The sequence below is a fragment of the Cellvibrio sp. KY-GH-1 genome (genome assembly GCF_008806975.1).
GTDB lineage: Bacteria > Pseudomonadota > Gammaproteobacteria > Pseudomonadales > Cellvibrionaceae > Cellvibrio.
The window spans coordinates 478,798-492,942 of record NZ_CP031728.1 but is presented as its reverse complement, the minus strand read 5'-3'; the positions used below and the strand labels follow the sequence as shown (position 1 = coordinate 492,942).

The window sequence follows — 14,145 nt, the reverse complement described above, 5'->3', positions numbered from 1 at the left end:
ATGGCGCTACAAATTCCCGGATATCGGGTGATACGTAAAATTAATCAGGGTGGCATGTCCACCGTGTACCTCGCGATACAAATCAGCGTGGGGCGTGTGGTTGCACTTAAAGTAATGAATCCGCAGCTCAATAGCGACCCGGCATTCAGCGAACGATTTCAACGCGAAGCAACTATCGTAGGGCAACTGTCTCACCCGAATATTGTGGCCATTTACGATATCGGCCGCCACGAAGATTTGAATTACATCGCCATGGACTATTTGCCGAATGGCTCGGTGCACGATCGAATGAGCACAGGTCTGAGTGGCGAAGAAGTCATCCGTATTACGCGTGAAATTGCCGGCGCACTCGATCATGCGCACGAAAAAGGCTACATCCATCGCGATATTAAACCGGAGAATATTTTATTCCGTTCCGATAATTCCGCCGTGCTCACCGATTTTGGCGTTGCGCGTGGCTTGGCGAACAATTCGCGCATGACGCACGTGGGCACTGTGGTGGGCACACCTCATTACATGAGTCCTGAACAAACCAAAGGCACTACAGTTGATGGCCGCTCGGACCTCTATAGCCTCGGTATCGTCTTTTATGAAATGCTGACCGGCACTTTGCCCTATCAGGGCGACGAAGCCGTCACTATCGCGCTTAAACATATCAGTGCACCAATTCCCAAGTTGCCAATGCAATATTTGGCTTACCAAAAAATCCTGGAAAAGCTATTGGCAAAGGACCCGGAACAGCGTTTTCAACGCGGACGCGATTTGATTGCCGCACTGGACGAATTGGAAAAAAACCAACGCTCTACTGTGACCACTACCGCCGCACATCCAGCAGACCTCACCGTGGTGAACCTCGCCAAAGCACTTGTGTCTGCCACAGTCAATGCGGTGCGCTGGCGCTGGAATAGAGTTCGCGCATTGCGCTGGAGTCCAAGTCGTGGTTTTTATTCACGTCCGGCCACCAAAATTACGGAGATCTTTTTTAACGAACAGCATGCACCAACGCAGATTAGCCGTGAAGAACATATCACTGAATTTAACTCGTCTTATCACAGCAACAATCGCCCCATTACATTTGTCGTAGTACTCCTGTTATTTCTGCCCCTCCTCTGGTGCGGCATGAGCATTTTTTACGCGAAGGGGAAAGCCCCGACCGAGCGCCTCTCATCTATTGGCAAATTAATGCTGGCTACAGCAGATTGGTTTATCGAACTTCCCGCAAATAAGCCGGTTAATAATCCAATCAGCAATCAAACAAACAGCAGCACGTCTGCTTTTGACAGCAGTACACCCGCGAATGGGTCAGCAGAAACCCAAGTGATAAATGCTACGAGCTCATCGCCTGCTGAGTCAGACAACGCCATCGCACTAGCACCTATAGATCAAGCACCTATAAATCAAGCACCTATAGATCAAGCATCTATAGATCAGCAAGCCTATGCAGCCAATCAGAGCGATGAAGCAGCTAGCAGCGCACCAGTGCAAACTTTTGCACTGAAAGTCATCAGCAACCCCGCCAACGCGCGGGTGCGCATTTTAAATATTCCCGACCGTTATCAACCGGATATTCAACTGCCGCCCGGCCGTTACCAGCTGGAGATTAGTCAGGCAGGCTATCAAACACAAAAACAATGGGTGGAAATTGTCGATGCTGATTTGCAACCGGAAATTATTCTGAGTGAATCTATAGAGCCGGGTGAGGAAATCAGCAGTCAATTGGTGGCATCCATTAAAAGCCAGGGGCCGGAGATGATCAGCATACCCACCGGCAATTTTTTTATGGGCAACAAAGATGATCCGCTTACCATGCCCGTACACAAAGTAATGATCACCAAGCCTTTTGCGATCAGCAAATACGAAATTACATTTGATGATTACGATATTTTTGCGCAAGCAACTCAACGCCCACAACCCAGCGACAATCGCTGGGGACGCGGTAATCGTCCGGTGATTAACGTCAACTTCGAGGATGCACGCGCTTATACACAGTGGCTCAGCAAAACCACCGGCAAAAAATATCGCCTGCCGACAGAAGCAGAATGGGAATATGTTGCACGCGCGGAAACCAACACCTTATTTTGGTGGGGCAATGACGTGCGTGAAGCCGCAGGTCGCGCTAATTGTCGACGCGGTTGCAACAGCAAGTTCTCTGGCTTGTTCGGTGCTAAAACAGCACCGGCCGGCACTTACCCCGCGAATGGTTTTGGAGTTTACGACACCGCCGGTAACGTGTCTGAATGGGTAGAAGATTGTTTTGCTGATAATTACAACCTGCACCCCAAGAATGGCCAGGCGATGCTCATAAAGAATTGCGATTCACACGTGGTCCGCGGGGGATCAGCGAAAGATAACGTCGAACGTCTCGCGAGCCATATTCGCGATTATCACCGCAGTGAAATTTTTGACAATCATCTCGGATTCCGAGTGGTGATGGAATTGCAATAATTGCAACTCATCACCTTCGTTTTTGAATTTGCATGAGCCGTGCGCACATCGTTCAGGAGTGCGCGTGTTTTAATATCGACACAAACATAGTATCCGCATCCAGTTCCGGCGCCCCTACAACGCGCTGGGATTGCAACTCAAAATGCGGATGCTGTTGCAAAAACCAATCGACCTGTGCTTCATTTTCACTCACTTGCCAACTGCAAGTGGCATACACCAAATGACCGCCTTTGCGCACCGCAGGTGCCGCATTACGTAAAATTTTTTGCTGTAACTGAATCAATTCACGCGTGTCATCTTCATCAAAACGCCAGCGCGCATCCGGATTGCGCCGCCAGGTTCCAGCTGAGGTGCAAGGAGCGTCAATCAACACCCAATCAAATCCCTGCTGCTGGGCAATTTCTTTGGGCAAACGTAAAGGGGCGGCCCCATCCCAGGTAAAAGTTCGCACATTAAAACGCCCTGCGCGCTTGGCTCTGCGCTTTAACTCCTCCAATTTATAGTCATGCAAATCAGTAGCAATAACGGCCCCTTTATTGTTCATCTGCGCCGCGATCGCAAGGGTTTTTCCACCGGCACCAGCGCAGGCATCCCAGACTTTCTGGCCCGGCTTTACGTCAACGGCGTGCGCAATAAATTGACTGGCTAAATCTTGAATTTCAATATCGCCATTTTTGAATTCAAGCGTGGTATTTACGCCCTTACCACCCTGCAGAAAAATATTGCTCAATGCATCCAGATTGGCATCTACTCCCTGTGCAGATAGACTCGCCTGAATTTCAGCCGGTGATTGATTGGATTGTACGCGCAGCCACAACGGCGGAGTCGCTGTCTGCGACGCTAAAAAAGAATCCAGCTGCGTATCAGCCCAGGCGCTGGCTATTGCTCGTTGCGCAACCAGGGATTGCCATTGAGGTCGCAGCCCAAGCCATAAATATTTTTCTCCCGCTTGCGCAAAATATTCATCTTCCAACAAACGCTGGAAGAATCTATTACGATTTTTATAATCACTCAGTTGCCCGACATTTTGTTTATGCCCATCACCAGTAACACGCAGCTGAATCCAATACCAAAATGCCGCCAATGGCATTTGCTGTATATCCCTGACTTGCCATTGCACGTCCCATTGCAGCCAATCAACAACGCCCACATTAGCATCGGCAAAGTGCTGATAGATATATTCCAGCGCGCAGGCTAACTGCTGGAAACGTACAGCATTATTCATTGCCTCGGTAAAGCCCGCCTGCTCTGCAAGCGATATTTGACCGAGATCGCGTAGATTATGTTTTAACCATTTATCCAACGGCATGGTGCCCGCGACTTGCGTCCAATGGCGCCACAGGCGAATCAAACGAGAATCTTGATAGGTAGATACATCGGAAAAATTAAGCGGATTTTGCATGACGACACAACAATTAAGAATGAGTGAAATAACACGAAGTGACCCATTTTAGCAGTCTGCTATCAGATTACCTAATAGGCAATGTAATATCCGGTAATTGACTTTCAAAAACCGTATTAACTTTATATATCAATGAGTTAAGCGAAAATTTTATTTTCGTTCGCTTGCAATATCCATCGCCTCTTCTAGGGTTGAGCACAGGAGTTATGCATTCATGGAATAATTTTTTAAATAATCTCCCAAGGAGTATCCCATGCGGATCAGGCCTTTTATAAAAGCCCTTTGTGCCATTGGTATTTTCTCAGCCTCCTCAATTGCCTTCAGTGCCGATAGTTTTTCCTGCGCTGCCAATAAGTCCTGGATTACCTCACCCAACGCACCTGCTGAAGTTCCCGACGGTAAAGCAGCCGATTTTTGTCAATTTTATCAATTTTCCTGGCAATGGTTTTTGCAATTAGTATCGCCTGTGAAAGGACAAGCGATTCGCCAATTTCAGGTACAAAAAAATTATCCAGTACTCGAAGCAAGTGGGCAAAACTCTTGTGACCAACAGATAAACGGCCCTGTTTTATTTGCGGCGTTAAACAAAATTAAAAATGGATTCGATATGCCTGAACGTACCGGCCAAGCGGGAACGGGCGGTGAGGCGATTTTCGACCAAGCAAAAAATATTGTTTTTTACGAAGTAAGGTTCGATCGCAATTTGTGTAACGCGGGAAAAATACAAGCCAAGCCAAACTTTCCCGGCGGCACAACGGAAATAAAAATTGCCTGGAAAGTACTTACCAGTGCCGATGACGCTAGTCGCTACTTTATTATGAAGGCCAACATCGACGGCGTACCCGGCGATGAAACACTGGGTTTAATTGGCTTCCATCTTGCGATGGCGACTGATCTTCACCCGGAAATGGTGTGGTCTTCATTTGAACATATTGATAATTCTGCTGAGTGTAATAATGGCAGTGAGAATGACCAACGCTGGTCATTTACCAGTAAAGCCTGCATCGACAAACCAGATACCTGTACATTTAATATTGCAGTAGAGCCCTCACCAGGAAAAATTACCGGCAATCCCACCGAAATTTGTACAAGCCATCCGGGCGGCATGGAACCGGGAGATCCACACTTTGATAAAAATAGCGTCGCGTTAAATGATTTGAATATTCAAATCAATGCGTTCTTAAGCGAACTAAAACAAAATGATCCCATGTCAGTGTGGAAAAACTACAAAAATATTGGCGCACTTTGGGTGTCGGATACCAGCAAAGGATCTTTGTTGAGCGGAACATCTGACCCCTACTCAAACCAACGCGGCTCCATGCGCTTAGCGAATACCGTCATGGAAACTACGTTTCAAGATGGGTTTGTAAACAATGGCGTAAATCAAGGCCCCTATAGTTCAAACTGCTTCGGCTGCCATGAGTACACAGTAGACCCGGTTTATCGCAATACCGGGCCACACAATAACTTTGATGTGAGCCATATTTTTATTAACGACATTCTCGCAGGTCAGTGTAAAAACCCAACGGATGTAAATGCAGGCCCGATTGGTAGTGATGCGGACGCGCAGAGTATTTGCGCAACAACTTGCGAAAACAAAGGTGGCTGGAATGGCAACTGGAAAACCACTACTCCCGGCACCCAATCAGTATGCGCATGCTGCGATGCTAAATAGCAATCACGCACAATAATCCCTGCTTGAAGGACCCGATTTTATGAAACGATATTTGCAACCCTGTTATCTGGCGCTAGCGATGCTCGGTATGAGTAGCCTACCCAGCCTTGCGGAAAATGATCATTACTGCCGCGCACCGGCATCAACGAAAGATCATGCAGCGCCAATGAACTATCCCGATCAATTTGCCTGGCAGCTATTTTTAGAGGTGAACCAAAAAGCCAAAAAAGAATACGCTACGCTGAACGGAAAAAAAGTAGAGCTAAATAACGCCGTGTGGGAGACATGGATAGATGACTCGGAAAATTTTCCGCAGCACCCCAACCCAGCCAACCCGCCGGTATGGCCAACAAAAGCCGATGGGCACAATTTGGCATATACCTCATTTAGCCACCAAACCTACAGCAACGACAAAACCAGTAGCGAGCCAGATTGTAATCCTGATGACTTAAAAAATGGTGGAACCTGTGAAGTTGTCTATCGCAACAAAGCAACCTTTGAGTACATTAAAAATAACAACCTCTGGTATCAGGAAGGCATCGCGGATTACGTAAAAACCGGCAAGGAGATTGTATTTCCTATCGACAGTATTGAGGTTAAGGGCAATTGGAAATTGATTAAGGAAAATGAGAAAAAAGATTACCACTGGAATTACACCACCAAGGGGCAGCTAATTGGTTTGGTTGCTATGCACATCAGCTCCAAAGCAATTCCCAATTGGCTTTGGGCAACGTTTGAACACGTGGACAATCCCGGCCGTTGTGATTTATTAGGCTGCTATGATTGCTACGGTGTAACCAATCCCGTCACTCAACCGAACGCCAAAACCTTTGGGTCTGTTTATCCAGAGGAACCGCTCTCCTCCGCTCTGCTCAAGCAATATGACAAGAGTGGTTTTAACGGTACCTGGTTAAAGGAGTGGAAAAATTACCGACTCAAAGGCAGCATGATTAATTTTACCGACTCATACGGCAACGCCAGTTTACTGGGCAACTCCGTGACAGAGAGCGGCTTCGTTGCCACCTCTTCCTGCATGGGGTGCCATTCCCGTGCAGCAGTTACCAGTGCAGGGCAAAAGGCGTTTCCATTCTTTGGTGAACTACCGTCCACGGCGGCAATAGGTAATATTCCTGCTGAATATGGTTTGCAATTCCTCACTGCCAATGGAGCACCCAATCCAGCAGATTTTTACCATCGCGCAGGAAATTTAAACAACAACAATCCCTACGGCACCTTGCAATTTCTGCAAACCGATTTTGTGTGGGCTATTCCGATGCGTGCTAAATCGATCAATCAAACCACTCCCTAAGTATTATCCGCAAAAGTAGTTAGCGATAAATAAACGGCGCAGAGAACCCTCTGCGCCGCTTTTATTTTTATCAGAGTGTAATAATTTTGCTGGAGTTAGGTAAACCGGGGTTTCCAGACGTAATGTTTTGTTTAGCGATTTGCCAATCGCCGCCGAGGGGATTAAAACTAAATCATGACTGATGTTTGTGTGGGGTTTTAACGTGAAGCATGCCGCCCTTTCCCGTCGACAACTTATCAAAGGCCTTGGGTTAATTGGCCTTGCCGCTAGTGCACGCGCCAGCTCAGCGAGCAGCAGCGCCAAACGTCTGGGGGTAGCCTTGGTTGGGCTGGGTTACTACAGCCGTGATGTACTTGCACCCGCCCTGCAACTTACGAACCACTGCCAACTCACCGGTATAGTGACCGGTTCACCAGAAAAAATTCCCTATTGGCAAAAAACCTACGGCATTCTTGATTACAACATCTACAACTACCAAAACATGCATGAGATAGCCAACAACCCGGCGATCGATGTAATTTATGTAGTCACACCAACGGGTACGCACAAGCAATTTACGGAAATTGCGGCAAACGCGGGCAAACATGTCTGGTGCGAAAAGCCCATGGCGATGAGTGCACGTGAATGCCAGGCAATGATTGATGTCTGCAAAAAAAATAAAGTGCAGCTCACTATTGGATATCGCATGCAGCATGAAACCAATACACGAAAAATCATTCAATTCGCTCGCGATAAACCTTACGGAAAAATCAACGACATTATTGCAGAAGCAGGCTACAACAATACCAGCGACACACATGGTTGGCGCGCTAACGCAAAACTGGGTGGCGGCGCCATGTACGACATGGGCGTGTACCCGCTAAACGCCGCGCGCTATACCTCTGGCGAAGAACCTATCGCGGTAAGTGCGGCCATGACATCGACACGCGAACTGTATAAACACGTCGATGAAACTACAGAATTTGAATTGGAATTCGCCAGCGGTGCACGCGCTAAATGCGCAACCAGCTACGCGCGCAATATGAACTCACTGCGCGCCAATTGTGAAAAAGGCTGGTATGAGTTGAAGCCGTTTCAGTCATATTCAGGCGTGCGCGGTCGAACCAGCAGCGGCCTGGAATTGCCCGCCTCCCCCCTCAACCAACAAGCCGTACAAATGGATAACGATGCACTATCCATTTTGCACAACTCACCCATTCTGGTTCCCGGTGAAGAAGGCATGAAAGATATTGTCATTCTTGAAGCAATATTTAAAGCGGCGAAACTGGGAAAACGAATTGTCATTTAATGGTTAAAAAAAACATTGGGCGCCGGATTGCACCCAATGTTTTATACAGATTTAATCAGGATGATTAGGGAGCGATGCCGACTTTCACACCGTTAGCGCTACGCCCCGCAACATCAGCTCTGCCGTCGCCATTGATATCGCCATATTGAAGCGAGCTATTGTATTTAACATCAGACCAACCATATTGGTCATTAAATTCAGCACTCCACAAACGCGCCTGAGTAAAGCTTGTACCGTTCGATAGCGCAGCCCACACACCTTCATGCCCACGACCAATTACGTCAGCCATTCCATCGCCGTTTAAATCAGCGAAATGTATCGATTTATAATATTGCGGCTGTGTCCAATCATAACTACTAAAATCAGTCGTCCACCAACTGGCATTAACCCCGTTAAACTCCGCGCCTGCCACTTTAGTATTGAGGGCGACCATAATTCCCCACTTCCCGTGACCCACGACATCTGCCCAACCATCACCATTTACGTCAGCGAATTGAACCGTCGTCGCCCTATCGGCAACGCCCCAGTTCCAGTTATCATCTGCGTGGTCAAAGAAATTTTGTGTAAAAGCCAGTTTTTTCTTTTGGAAACCTGTACCCGTGCTGTAAGCGATCCAGATTCCTTGCGAAGAACGTGCACAAATATCCGCTTTGCCATCTTTATTAATATCCACCAATTTAATTGTTGAATACCAACGCTCATCGTTCCCCCAACTACCGCCACTATCTGCATCAGCAAAATCAGCGATACCATTATTGTACGAGGACAATTGATAGCTCATATTGACAACGTTATTGAAGCCATTGCCATTATTAATGGCGACCATAATGCCATTGGGACCTTTTCCGACAATGTCAATTCTTCCATCGCCATTAACATCACCGTATTGAATAGACGCGCTGTATTTGGTGTTATTCCAACCGGTAGCATCTGTAAAGTTGCCGCTGTATAGCACCTGCTTTTGTGCAAAGCCGAATTGAGTTCCAGGGAAACCATACGCGACATAAATACCGTTGGACTTTCGCATTAACGCATCCATTTTCCCGTCTTTATTAATATCCGCCAAACGGAAGGTGTTGTAATAACTTGCGTTAGTACCAACGCCATCAACATCAGAGTAATCGCCATTGTAGGCCGTGAACAAATCCAGAGGAGAAAACTCTAATACAGGCCCGGCAAAAACGAATCCTTGTTGTTTCAAAAGCGGGACAAGGTGCTGAACTGCTTGCAACGTATAATTGGTACCTTCGGAGAACTCATTGGCGTCATGCATTTGGATAATTCCGCCATGATTATTTTTTTGCACAGTAATTAAATTGACCAAATCATTCATGGCTTGCTGAGGACTAACCCCATTTGCCGCGTAGGCCCAATCGACCGAATCGTAATTGGTTTCGATATCGCGATATTGACGTGTAATCCCAGGCATGGAGTTGTAATTAGCTATACCTGGGACATTGTGCGGAGCACGAATAAAATACCAACGATTACGCACATAGGGATCAATGTAATTTTGCAAATTATTGATACCACTTAATACATCCGTGTTGTTCTGTAACCCATCGTAAAAATGCGCAAAGGTATGATTGGCCACTCGCTGACGATTATTGGCAAGCGCGGTGAGCGCTGCTGGGTAATGGGTTACACCAACATTGCGTCCATCTTTATGCCCAATAACAAAAAACGTACCAGATATTTTTTGTGAATTAAGATACTGATACAACTGCTCAGAATAAGCATCGGGACCATCATCAAACGTTAGGGAAACAACTTTGTCGGGGAAATTATAAACATTCTCACTTCCATCAACCCAAAATGGCGCTATTTGAGCCACAGCAGTAGATGAAATAAACAATGGAAGTGCGCAGCCACCTGCTGCCGCCATCATGTTGAAAAATACTTTTTTCATGGTTTTTCCTTAGTAAAAATGCCATTTAAATAGTTTTGAAGAATATTTAGATCTACTTACACACGTAGATATTCAAAATTTCTTCAATGACAAAATTACAGGAAACCAACCATTATTTGTTATGTTTTACATGACAACATCTAGAGATGTGAACTGTAGCCCGACTAAAACTAGCGTTTACAGAAGACCCCTTACCAAGTCATTTCACTAAACCTACCCTGCAACCAAATTACGGACGGATAGGCCGCCAACCAACTCCATACAAAGCGATTCAAGCCAAATAAAACTGCATTTGCCAAGTGAAATACACCAGCAAACACCAATGCAATTGTCAGTGTTATGGAGTGCAAAAGAGTTAGCGGAAACAACAACTCACCAAGGATCACCGCCCTGGATACATTCAATAGTAGCTGCGGCCTGTTCGCCAAAGAACGCAGAGACTCACTCACCGGATAAGCCGTCAGTGCAAATACTTCACGCAACGCTTTACCGGATCGCCACTCCGCATTTTCAATTTTCACCAAACCCGACTGAAAATAAGAGAGTGTCAATTGCAGCGCTAAATAACCCAAGGCGATTTCCTGCCACATAGGTGATGGCGCGAGATTCGCAAGCCACAAACACAAGAGCACCAGAATACTCATTGTATCGCTGCCGCCGTTATAAGGGCCCTGGAAACGCTTGATCAATAAAATCGAACTAGCAAGCAGTGCGGTTTCCACCCAAACAGGATAAATACCCAGCATCAATAGAATCGCCAGTGGCGCACGAAGAAGGGCTAACTTTTTCTCCAACCCGTAACTACGCAAAAGCTCCAGACTTTGCTGCAACAATGCAAATCCAAGCAATATTTCGGCAAAGCGCACTGCCATCTCCAGAGTCATGCGTTAACCTCTGCATTTACCAGCGCGTAAGTAGGCGACTGCAAAAACAGCTCATCCTTCACCTGCCCCATTTTATTTGCATCTGTATCTTCGCTGTAAATCGCACGAATACGAAATTGCATAAAGCGGGCATTTTCCGGGGCAGGAATCTCACCCTGCTCTATCGCTATCAATAAACGTTTTGAAATTTCGGTGAGATAAAATGAATCTCCACCTTCAAATAATCGCTCTGCACAGCTATTGATATACAGCCGCTCATTCCACTTGGGGCTATGAAAAAGCCGTGTGAGGTGTTGACCAATAGTGATTTGCAGAGGAATAGGTCGAAAGGGAATCCAAATTTCAGGTGACTCCCCCTCGTTTTTAAAAAAAGCCAGATCAATTCTTGGAGAGGGACCAATGCTGCTGAAAAAGCGCCAGGAGGGAAAAACAATTGGCAGCACTAGCTTGATTAGCGGAAAAATTTTCATTCATTCCCTCCGGCCTTGGCAAATAAACAACCAAAAAAATTATTGCCAGCTTCCACCACTCTGACTACAACTTGCACGTGCTCCCGCCAAGGTTCCCGCATCCGTTGAGTAGTGGTAGGAATCCAAGGGTTGCTTCGCCATGTTTTCGCAGATTCCTTGCGCTGGAGTCGGGCAAGAATCCAGATAGGTTAACTTTGCCGGTTGCCCACCCATAGGAACGTACATTTTACTCATTGAAGTACAAGCCTCTTTAAACTTGGCCGCCGCTAAACCTTTATTTTGCAGGCAGTCATTAATTTCCAGGCTGACACCCATCATACTGACCGACCCCTCCAACAAACACGCCTCCTCGTTTGCCGCAGCAAAATTTGTACAGAGAGAACCAACAATAACGAAAACCCCAGCTACTACTTTTAACATTTTTTTTCCTTGAGTAAAGAACAATAATTAAGCAACACCTAAATTTTATAAACTTAACTGACTTTTAAAATTATCCCTATAGCGTCGCGATAACACCAGCGTCTTGCCACCATAAAGTGTTATTTCATGGTCACCGGAATCCATAGCCTGCACCTGCTGCACCCGGTGCAAATTCACAATACTGGAACGATGGATGCGCACAAAATCGGCAGGTAATAGCTTCTCCAGCCTATCCATAGTAGTGCGCATGGGGTAAACACTATCACGCACATGTAAATTGGCGTAATTACCTGAAGCTTCAACCCATTCTATATCGGCCGTTTTAATTAGAAATTCACGCCCCAGTTTTTTTATTAGTAGGATCTCTGGGCTTTTTTCAGACCCTGCTGACTCTTTTTCCTCTTCTTCCGTGAGGTAAGTCGCTTCGCCCTGCAGGCGTCGATAAATCAAACGAAAGCCAAATATCACTAACAATAATGTTAAATAGGATTGAGCGTCTTTGCGGTACTCGTACAACAACTCAGTTGCCATATTGCCGAAATAATAATCAGCACCCATCACCCAATAACACAAATGGCGCAGGCCTACCATGCCGCCCACATGTAATAACGAAAAGGGAATGGTCAGCAACACATGAAAGCCTATGCAGGTTTTCAGGGATAGATTTGCCAGCCATCGATCATGAATATAAACCCCCACCGGTATTAACAATAAAATCATGAATGCGCTGGACAGCTCCCAGGATAAGGGTTGCCAGAATGCAATGTCGTGCCCATCGCGTTTTATTTCCATTAACTTGGTCGTAGCAAGTACCAGCACATTAAACCCGGACCAGCCTAATAACAGCCCCCAACCCCATAGGCGGGGATGCGCGAGAAAATGTTGCTGGTAAATATCAGGGGGTTGTTTGCTCATGATTTTCTCTATCGTTGCTTTGGTGTTTACGCCCGGAGTATGTCACGCAATCTCGTCACAGCCGGCTGCCGCTTATCACAGAATGATGTAAATCAATCACTTAACGAATCATTGCAACAAGGACATCACCTAGGATAGCGGTTCAACACGTATTGCAGGAAGTAAAAAATGCCGCAGGAAAAATTGCCCGAAGATCCTTTATCCATTAACACTAAAACGCGATTGCCTGAATTAGATGGCCTAAGGGTAACCGTTTTTGGATTATTAATTTTGTACCACACCGGTATGCTCTATGTGGCGGATTGGGGCTTTCACTACAAAAGCCAATACCAAAGTGAAGCCCTGGCGAACCTGATGCTCTGGTCCAATCAATGGCGCATGTCGTTATTATTTTTAATTAGCGGCGCAGCCCTGGCGCTCTTTTTACCCCAGCATGCGAATTGGAAATCACTAGGCAAACGCCTTAGCCAATTATTGCTGCCGCTCTTGTTCGGAATGCTGGTGGTGGTTGTCCCACAGGTTTATATCGAAGCAAAATCCAAACACATTATTGAAGGATTGGATTACTGGCAGTTTTGGTATGCTTATCTGGATCAAAAAAGCGCCGAATTTGAAGGCCACAAAACTATCGGCACAATGCACTTCACTTGGAACCATTTGTGGTACTTGCCCTACCTTTTCGTTTACACCCTGACAGTGGCGACAGTTTATCCATTACTGCACAGCCGATTGATGCAATCTGTATGGCGCTGGTTCTCCGCTCGTTTGCTGCTGACGCACCTAGTATTTCTCCCGATTGCCGGTTTTTATATCAATGGCTCACTTCTCTATGCAGAACACCCGGTTACCCATAACTTAATCGACGATTGGTTTAACCACGGCCGTTCGTTCTTAAGTTTTGCATTGGGGTTTGCGGTGGTACAAATTCCCCACCTATGGCGCAGCGTGAAAAACATCCGCTGGCATCTGTTAATCGCCGGATCTATTAGCTACAGCTACACACTTTTCGAATTTCACGGTGGGACATTGGGTGACGGCGTCATCGCCCAATCGATGAACGGGATTTTATGGTCCGCAAATAGCTGGCTATGGATGCTCTGCGTTATCGCCTGGGGCCAGCATTGGCTTACTCGTAGTAATCCATTCATCCGCTATTTAAATTCAGGCGTGTTTTGTTTTTATATCCTGCACCAAACGCTTATCATCGTGTTCGCGTATTGGTTAACACCCTTTAACCTGGGAGGTTTTTTGGAACCCTTTGTCGTGATTTTATTAGTAGTGCTAAGCTGTTGGGGATTGTTTGAATTGATTACACCCATTCCGGGGCTGCGGGTGTTGTTTGGAATAAATGGCGGCCCCCATATCAAACAACATTTGCAGGCACCATTAACAACAAGGGCGCAATAAATTGCGCCCCTACGTAGGGGT

11 protein-coding genes are annotated in these 14,145 nt (G+C 46.3%); 5 read left to right on the top strand and 6 right to left on the bottom strand.

What is annotated here, in order from left to right:
- The first annotated feature begins 27 nt into the window (after nucleotides 1-27).
- On the top strand, nucleotides 28-2,445 hold the full coding sequence (locus tag D0C16_RS01945) for a bifunctional serine/threonine-protein kinase/formylglycine-generating enzyme family protein (protein WP_255481984.1): 2,418 nt from the start codon (nucleotides 28-30) through the stop codon (nucleotides 2,443-2,445).
- A gap of 52 nt (nucleotides 2,446-2,497) precedes the next feature.
- Here D0C16_RS01945 and D0C16_RS01940 read toward each other — a convergent pair whose 3' ends face one another.
- Nucleotides 2,498-3,847, bottom strand: a complete 1,350-nt coding sequence (locus D0C16_RS01940; RefSeq protein ID WP_151030775.1) for an RsmB/NOP family class I SAM-dependent RNA methyltransferase — start codon at nucleotides 3,845-3,847, stop codon at nucleotides 2,498-2,500.
- Nucleotides 3,848-4,100: 253 nt separating this feature from the next.
- On the opposite strand from D0C16_RS01940, the gene D0C16_RS01935 reads away from it, so the two are divergent.
- The 3 genes from D0C16_RS01935 to D0C16_RS01925 all read left to right on the top strand — a co-directional run bounded on the left by D0C16_RS01935 (nucleotide 4,101) and on the right by D0C16_RS01925 (nucleotide 8,119).
- On the top strand, nucleotides 4,101-5,522 hold the full coding sequence (locus D0C16_RS01935; protein WP_151030774.1) for a mannan-binding lectin: 1,422 nt from the start codon (nucleotides 4,101-4,103) through the stop codon (nucleotides 5,520-5,522).
- Between the two features lie 40 nt (nucleotides 5,523-5,562).
- Nucleotides 5,563-6,831 (top strand): hypothetical protein, encoded by a 1,269-nt coding sequence (locus tag D0C16_RS01930; protein ID WP_151030773.1) that lies wholly within the window; start codon nucleotides 5,563-5,565, stop codon nucleotides 6,829-6,831.
- Nucleotides 6,832-7,033: 202 nt separating this feature from the next.
- Nucleotides 7,034-8,119, top strand: coding sequence for a Gfo/Idh/MocA family protein (locus tag D0C16_RS01925; RefSeq protein ID WP_225318870.1), 1,086 nt, complete (start codon nucleotides 7,034-7,036; stop codon nucleotides 8,117-8,119).
- Between the two features lie 64 nt (nucleotides 8,120-8,183).
- Here the strand turns inward: D0C16_RS01925 and D0C16_RS01920 are convergent, their stop codons facing one another.
- The 5 genes from D0C16_RS01920 to D0C16_RS01900 all read right to left on the bottom strand — a co-directional run bounded on the left by D0C16_RS01920 (nucleotide 8,184) and on the right by D0C16_RS01900 (nucleotide 12,717).
- A complete protein-coding gene (locus D0C16_RS01920) occupies nucleotides 8,184-10,028 on the bottom strand; it encodes an FG-GAP-like repeat-containing protein (RefSeq protein ID WP_151030771.1) in 1,845 nt (614 codons plus the stop codon).
- Between the two features lie 191 nt (nucleotides 10,029-10,219).
- Nucleotides 10,220-10,912 (bottom strand): HTTM domain-containing protein, encoded by a 693-nt coding sequence (locus D0C16_RS01915; RefSeq protein ID WP_151030770.1) that lies wholly within the window; start codon nucleotides 10,910-10,912, stop codon nucleotides 10,220-10,222.
- Complete coding sequence (locus D0C16_RS01910) at nucleotides 10,909-11,382, bottom strand: hypothetical protein (RefSeq protein ID WP_151030769.1); 474 nt, start codon at nucleotides 11,380-11,382, stop codon at nucleotides 10,909-10,911. Before D0C16_RS01910 ends, D0C16_RS01915 begins: the two co-directional genes overlap by 4 nt.
- A gap of 39 nt (nucleotides 11,383-11,421) precedes the next feature.
- Nucleotides 11,422-11,802 (bottom strand): hypothetical protein, encoded by a 381-nt coding sequence (locus tag D0C16_RS01905; protein WP_151030768.1) that lies wholly within the window; start codon nucleotides 11,800-11,802, stop codon nucleotides 11,422-11,424.
- A gap of 45 nt (nucleotides 11,803-11,847) precedes the next feature.
- Nucleotides 11,848-12,717, bottom strand: coding sequence for a LytTR family DNA-binding domain-containing protein (locus D0C16_RS01900; RefSeq protein WP_151030767.1), 870 nt, complete (start codon nucleotides 12,715-12,717; stop codon nucleotides 11,848-11,850).
- Between the two features lie 168 nt (nucleotides 12,718-12,885).
- Between D0C16_RS01900 and D0C16_RS01895 the strand changes: the two genes are divergently transcribed.
- The gene (locus tag D0C16_RS01895; protein ID WP_151030766.1) at nucleotides 12,886-14,124 is read left to right on the top strand and encodes an acyltransferase; all 1,239 of its coding nucleotides are present in this window, start codon (nucleotides 12,886-12,888) and stop codon (nucleotides 14,122-14,124) included.
- The last annotated feature ends 21 nt before the right edge of the window (nucleotides 14,125-14,145 follow it).

Bases quoted from the DNA above. Each gene is read 5' to 3' on its own strand.
- D0C16_RS01940 (WP_151030775.1), bottom strand. From the start codon at position 3,847: ATGCAAAATCCGCTTAATTTTTCCGATGTATCTACCTATCAAGATTCT.
- D0C16_RS01935 (WP_151030774.1), top strand. From the start codon at position 4,101: ATGCGGATCAGGCCTTTTATAAAAGCCCTTTGTGCCATTGGTATTTTC.
- D0C16_RS01930 (WP_151030773.1), top strand. From the start codon at position 5,563: ATGAAACGATATTTGCAACCCTGTTATCTGGCGCTAGCGATGCTCGGT.
- D0C16_RS01920 (WP_151030771.1), bottom strand. From the start codon at position 10,028: ATGAAAAAAGTATTTTTCAACATGATGGCGGCAGCAGGTGGCTGCGCA.
- D0C16_RS01915 (WP_151030770.1), bottom strand. From the start codon at position 10,912: ATGACTCTGGAGATGGCAGTGCGCTTTGCCGAAATATTGCTTGGATTT.
- D0C16_RS01910 (WP_151030769.1), bottom strand. From the start codon at position 11,382: ATGAAAATTTTTCCGCTAATCAAGCTAGTGCTGCCAATTGTTTTTCCC.
- D0C16_RS01905 (WP_151030768.1), bottom strand. From the start codon at position 11,802: ATGTTAAAAGTAGTAGCTGGGGTTTTCGTTATTGTTGGTTCTCTCTGT.
- D0C16_RS01900 (WP_151030767.1), bottom strand. From the start codon at position 12,717: ATGAGCAAACAACCCCCTGATATTTACCAGCAACATTTTCTCGCGCAT.
- D0C16_RS01895 (WP_151030766.1), top strand. From the start codon at position 12,886: ATGCCGCAGGAAAAATTGCCCGAAGATCCTTTATCCATTAACACTAAA.